The sequence below is a fragment of the Rhizobium sp. PDO1-076 genome, from assembly GCF_000247475.1.
In the GTDB taxonomy this organism is placed as follows: Bacteria; Pseudomonadota; Alphaproteobacteria; order Rhizobiales; family Rhizobiaceae; genus Allorhizobium.
The window spans coordinates 1-5,131 of record NZ_AHZC01000136.1; the positions used below are offsets into that span (position 1 = coordinate 1).

A 5,131-nucleotide genomic window follows, 5' to 3' on the forward strand; every position below is an offset into this window, starting at 1 on the left:
CGTCGCCGCGGGCCGTGGTGTAAAACAAAGCGCCAAAGCCTACGTACTGATGCTCTCACGCGCATCCCTGATCAATAGCCCGACTTGATCTTCTCGAACTCCGCAATCATGCGCTGATGCAGCTCCGTCGGCATGGGCGACTGGAAGAGAGTGTTGCTCGTGAACTTGTCGATGTCGGCAAATCCCTTGTCGGCCAGGACCTTGGGATCGACTGCGGCCATGCCTTGAGCGTTGGAATGCCCATAGCCCCAGCTTTCCACCATGTAGCCGCTGATGGCGGGGTCGGTGATGGCATTGAGGAAGCCATATTGCTGATCCTCGCTGCCGGCGCCGCCCTTGAGACGGACATAGCCGCAGACCCAGGTTGAAATGCCTTCCGTCGTGTCCTTGTTCATGGCGACCGGAACACCGTCTGCGGCAAGTGTCGTCGCCGTCTCGTTCCACGCCCAGGCGAGATCGACCTCGCCGCCGGCCATGGCCTGGCTCAGGTCGGTATTGTCTGTCCAGTAGAGGCGAACATTCTGGTGCACTGCGCGCAGGAAGTCGGACGCCTGCTTGAACTGTTCGTCCGTCAACATGGTCCAGTCTTTCACCCCGATCGCCAGGCTCGCCAGCGCATAGGCATCATCGACATTGTCGCCGATCGACACGCGATCCTTGAACTTCGGATCGGCAAAGGCCTTGAGCGACGTGACATCCTCCGGCTTCACCGTATCTGTGCGATAGGTGAGAACCGTATTCCCCCATTCGAAGGGCAGAAAATACGCCGTACCATCGTCCGCAGTCATCAGCCCCTTCATCGCCTTGATGCCGGGCAGGACATCGTTCCAATTGGCAAGCTTGGACGTGTCGAGCGGCTCCAGCAGGCCTGCGTCTCGCCATTTCGCAACACTTTGTGAACAGGGATGGGCGAGGTCTGCCGTGAAACCGGAGCGCAGTTTCTGGAAAGCTTCCTCCTCGTCGCCGAAGAAGGAGAAATCGGGCTCGCTGCCGAACTTCGCCGTATAGGTGGGGTGGAAAGCGGGATCCTCGTAGCCGGCCCAGTCGAACACCACGATCGTATCGGCCGCCGCCGCGGGAGGCGCGACGCTTGCCAGGAGACCGGAAAGCAGGACGGACAGTCGTAATGCAGTTTTGGGCTTCATGCCGGTCTCCTTGATCTCTGTTGCTATGTCGGGTCGGGACCCTCGCGGGTCATGTGCCGCGGGAAAAGTCCGACGAGGAACTCAACGGCCGCCGCATGCGCCGCTTCGCGCGTCAGGCCGTCATTCATCATCAGGCGCCACCACAAGCCCTCGAGCGTGGCGCACAAAGCAAGCGTCGTCGCCTGAGGCTCGAAGGAATAGCCACCTTCCTCTTTCAATGCCGTGACGAGATCCTCGAACAGCTGCTGATATCTGGCATCCCGCGCGCCGCAGAGCGCCTGATAGGTCGGCCGCGACTTCGCCTCGCCCCAGAAAGCGCACCATGCTGCAAGCTTGCGCCGCGTTGTGAGCTTGCGATCGAAATCAGCCGCGACGAGCGCCCAGAGCCTGGCTGCAGGCGATGGGCCGGCTTTCTCATAGGCCCCCATCCAGTGGCCGGCATACTCGTCCGCCATGAACTGCAGCGTGGCGATCAGAAGCCGCTCCTTGCTTTCGAAGTGGAAGTTGACGATGCCGCGCGACAGACCGGCCCCATCGGCCACGTTGGCAAGCGTCGTTTCCGCATAGCCACGTTTTGCCAGCGAATCGATCGTCGCCTCGATGAGCTGTTGCTGGCGGGTTTCCTTGGAGGCCTTGCGGCCCTTCCTGTCGCCGGAAATTCCCGCATCCGGGAGGGCGTCTATCGACTTCATGCTCTGGGTCCAGTTCCGAACGTATCCGTCCGCGTGCTCAAGCATCATCGCTACGCACCCGGTTCATCAGCCTTAAGATGAGCGCGACCGCAGCCGTCACTGTCAAGAACCTTCTTGCAAATGATGCGCGTGAACCGAGAGTGGAACACGCGGCCATCCGCCCTGCCCTTTTCCCCTGAATGCCCCAAGAAACCCTCGACCATCCTCACCGTCCTTTTGTCCGCATGAGAGTAGCCCATTCTTCGAACATTGCAACAAACTTGCTGAATGTTCATTCAATATGGATGGACAAGCATGCGTTTTTCATTCACTTTTGATGAAACGCATGATTGGGGGCAGCATGAAGACCCATGACGTGGTGATGATCGGCGGTGGTCACAACGGCCTCGTTGCCGCCTGCTATTTGCAGAAGGCGGGGCTCGACGTTCTGGTGCTGGAAAAGAACGATTGGGTGGGAGGCGCGGCCACCAGCCGCGAACTCACGCCCGGTTTTCTTTATTCCAACTGCTCTTATGTGTGTTCACTGTTCCGGCCGGAAATCATGCGTGATCTTGAGCTGCCGAAACATGGGCTGCAGGTCATTTCCTACGAGGGCGGCGCGGTCTTCACGCGGGACGGCGACTATCTGGCCTCCTACCGGGACCACGACAGCCACCGGCGCGAATTCGCCCGCTGGTCGAAACGCGATGCGGAGGCCTATGAGCGCTACGCCCGCGACGTGACGCGCCAATGCCGCTTCATCCAGCCTCTGCTGATGCGCACGGCTCCGGATCCCTTTTCCTTCAAGCCGCGCGATATTGGCGAACTTCTGTTTCTCGCCAAGCGCTTCGGGGACTTTTCGGCCGCAGAGATGACTGCGACGCTCCGCTTTTGGACCATGTCCATCTCCGATTTCCTAGACGAGTACTTCGAGACCGATGTGGTCAAGGCCTATCTCGCCCTTTCCGGGATCATCGGCACCGCGCTCGGGCCGATGTCGCCCGGCACGGCTTACGTGCTGCTGCATCACTACATGGGGGAAGTCGACGGATCGGTCGGCGCCTGGGGCTATGCCCGTGGCGGCATGGGCGCGATCAGCCGGGCGCTTGCCAGCTCTTTCCAGGCGGCCGGCGGGACGGTCCGCACCGGCGCCGATGTCGAGAAGGTTCTCACACGCGGCGGCGAGGCGACCGGCGTCGTACTGGCAGATGGCGAAGAGGTGCGCGGCCGCACGATCGTGTCCAATGCCGATGTGAAACGCACCTTCCTCAAGCTCGTCGAGGAAAAGGACCTGCCCGAACGCTTCGTGCACCGTGTGCGTCATTTCAAGATGCGCGGCTCATCGGGCAAGCTCAACATCGCCCTCGACAGCCTGCCGGAGTTTCCGGCCCTGCCGGAAGGCTCCACTTGTATTCGCGGCGACATGCACTTCACCGACAGCGTAGAGCGTATGGAGCGTGCCTATGACGACTGGAAGGACGGGCGTTGGTCGGCCGATCCCTTCGTGGATATGATGATCCCGACCACGCTGGATCCGACCATGGCGCCGCCCGGCAAGCATTTTATGAGCTGCTTCGTGCAATATTGCCCGCCAAAAGTCGAGGGACGGGACTGGACGGATGCCGACCGCGATGCCTTCGCCGAAACGGTCGTCAGTCAGATCGCCGCCTATTCGCCGGGCTTCCGGGACCGCATTCTGCACATGGAAGTGCGCACCCCGCGCGAAATCGAAGCAGAGGTCGGGTTGACGGAAGGCAATATCTTCCAGGGCGAACTGACCTTCGATCAACTCCTCTTCAACCGGCCGCTTCCCGGCTATGCCCAGTATCGGAGCCCTGTAAAGGGCCTCTATATCTGCGGCTCCTCGACGCACCCCGGCGGTGGCGTCATGGGCGCCCCAGGCCGCAACGCCGCCGTGGAAATCCTGCGCGACCTCAAGCTCGGCCGACAACATATGAGTAAGGCCCATGACGTCATTTGATGCGATCGTGATCGGTGGTGGTCACAACGGCCTGACTGCTGCAGCGGCGCTGTCCCGCGGTGGGCGGAAGGTCATGGTTCTGGAGGCGCATCAGAAGGCCGGCGGCGCCTTGCGCGGTGATAGCTTTCATCCGGGTTTCCAGGCGAACGGTCCCGCCCAGATCGTCAACCGGTTGGATCCGGATGTGGCGAAGCTTCTCGCCCTGCCCGACAACTTGGCAGGCGGGCGGGACGTTCCGACCGTAGTGCTGTCTGATCGGGTGGAGCCCGCCATTCTGGAAAGTGCCTATGGCGAACGAATCAGAGGCGTCTCCAAGGACGAGGCAGACCGGTTCAGGCTCCTGCGGGACACGTTGATCTCACAGGCCGGGATCCTGCGACGCTTCCTCAAGCGTACGCCTCCACCGCTCAAGGCTGTCGGGATTTCAGACCTTGCCGCGCTGGGGTCGGCAGGTCTCGCGCTTCTGCTCAAGGGTCGCGAGGAAAGCCGGGACTTCCTGCGCATGCTGCTAATGAATGTCGCCGATATCGGCGACGAATACCTGACCGACGATCGCCTGAAGGCGCTCATCGCCTTTGACGCCACACTCGGCGTCCAGCTTGGTCCACGTTCTCCGACCTCCCTGCTCGGCCTCTACTATCGCCTGACGGGCGAGGCGAACGGACACGTCGGCGGCCAGTTCGTGCCCGAGGGGGGCGTGGCCGCGCTTGGCGAAGCCTTCGTCGCCGGTGCGGTGAAGGCCGGCGTGACTCTCAGAACCAGTGCTCCCGTCGCCCGCATCCTGGCCGACCGGGGTGTCGTCAGCGGCGTCGTGCTGGAAAGCGGCGAGACGTTCACGGCACCGATCATCGTCGCCGCCATTCATCCAAAAACAACGTTCCTCACCCTCGTCGACGCCGCCGAGATCGGCACCGGTTTCCGCCGCGCCATCGGCAATATCCGCTCGCTGGGCAATGTCGCGCGCCTTGACCTCGCCCTCGATGTGCCGCCGTCTTTCCCCGGAGTGCCGCAGGACGCGCTCACCGGCCGACTGGTGATCGGCCGGTCGATGGAGCATGTGGAAACCGCCTTCAATCCCTCGAAATACGGCGAGCTTCCTGCAGATCCGGTGATGGAGGTGATGCTGCCGAGCCTGGCGCAACCCTCGCTTGCCCCGTCAGGCGCCGCGACGCTGTCGGCTCTCATCCCGTTTGTGCCCTATGCGCTGAAAGAGGGGTGGGAGCACGGGCGAAGCAGACTGGAGGCCACGGCCCTTGCCGCTCTGGAACGTCATGCGCCGGGTATTGGCCGCACCGTGCGCGCCGCACGCCTCATGGCACCACCGGATATCGAGA

At 62.2% G+C, this 5,131-nt stretch carries 4 protein-coding genes; 2 read left to right on the plus strand and 2 right to left on the minus strand.

The window, feature by feature from the left end:
- Positions 1-71 precede the first annotated feature (71 nt).
- Together PDO_RS09835 and PDO_RS09840 are read right to left on the minus strand one after the other, a co-directional pair.
- Positions 72-1,145, minus strand: a complete 1,074-nt coding sequence (locus tag PDO_RS09835; protein WP_007601099.1) for an ABC transporter substrate-binding protein — start codon at positions 1,143-1,145, stop codon at positions 72-74.
- A gap of 23 nt (positions 1,146-1,168) precedes the next feature.
- A complete protein-coding gene (locus tag PDO_RS09840; RefSeq protein WP_007601101.1) occupies positions 1,169-1,837 on the minus strand; it encodes a TetR family transcriptional regulator C-terminal domain-containing protein in 669 nt (222 codons plus the stop codon).
- A 340-nt stretch (positions 1,838-2,177) separates the two neighbouring features.
- On the opposite strand from PDO_RS09840, the gene PDO_RS09850 reads away from it, so the two are divergent.
- Together PDO_RS09850 and PDO_RS09855 are read left to right on the plus strand one after the other, a co-directional pair.
- Entirely contained in the window at positions 2,178-3,797 is a 1,620-nt protein-coding gene (locus PDO_RS09850) for a phytoene desaturase family protein (protein ID WP_007601106.1), read from the plus strand.
- The coding region (locus PDO_RS09855; RefSeq protein WP_007601109.1) for a phytoene desaturase family protein at positions 3,784-5,131 on the plus strand (1,348 nt) is incomplete at its 3' end. The genes PDO_RS09850 and PDO_RS09855, both read left to right, overlap by 14 nt.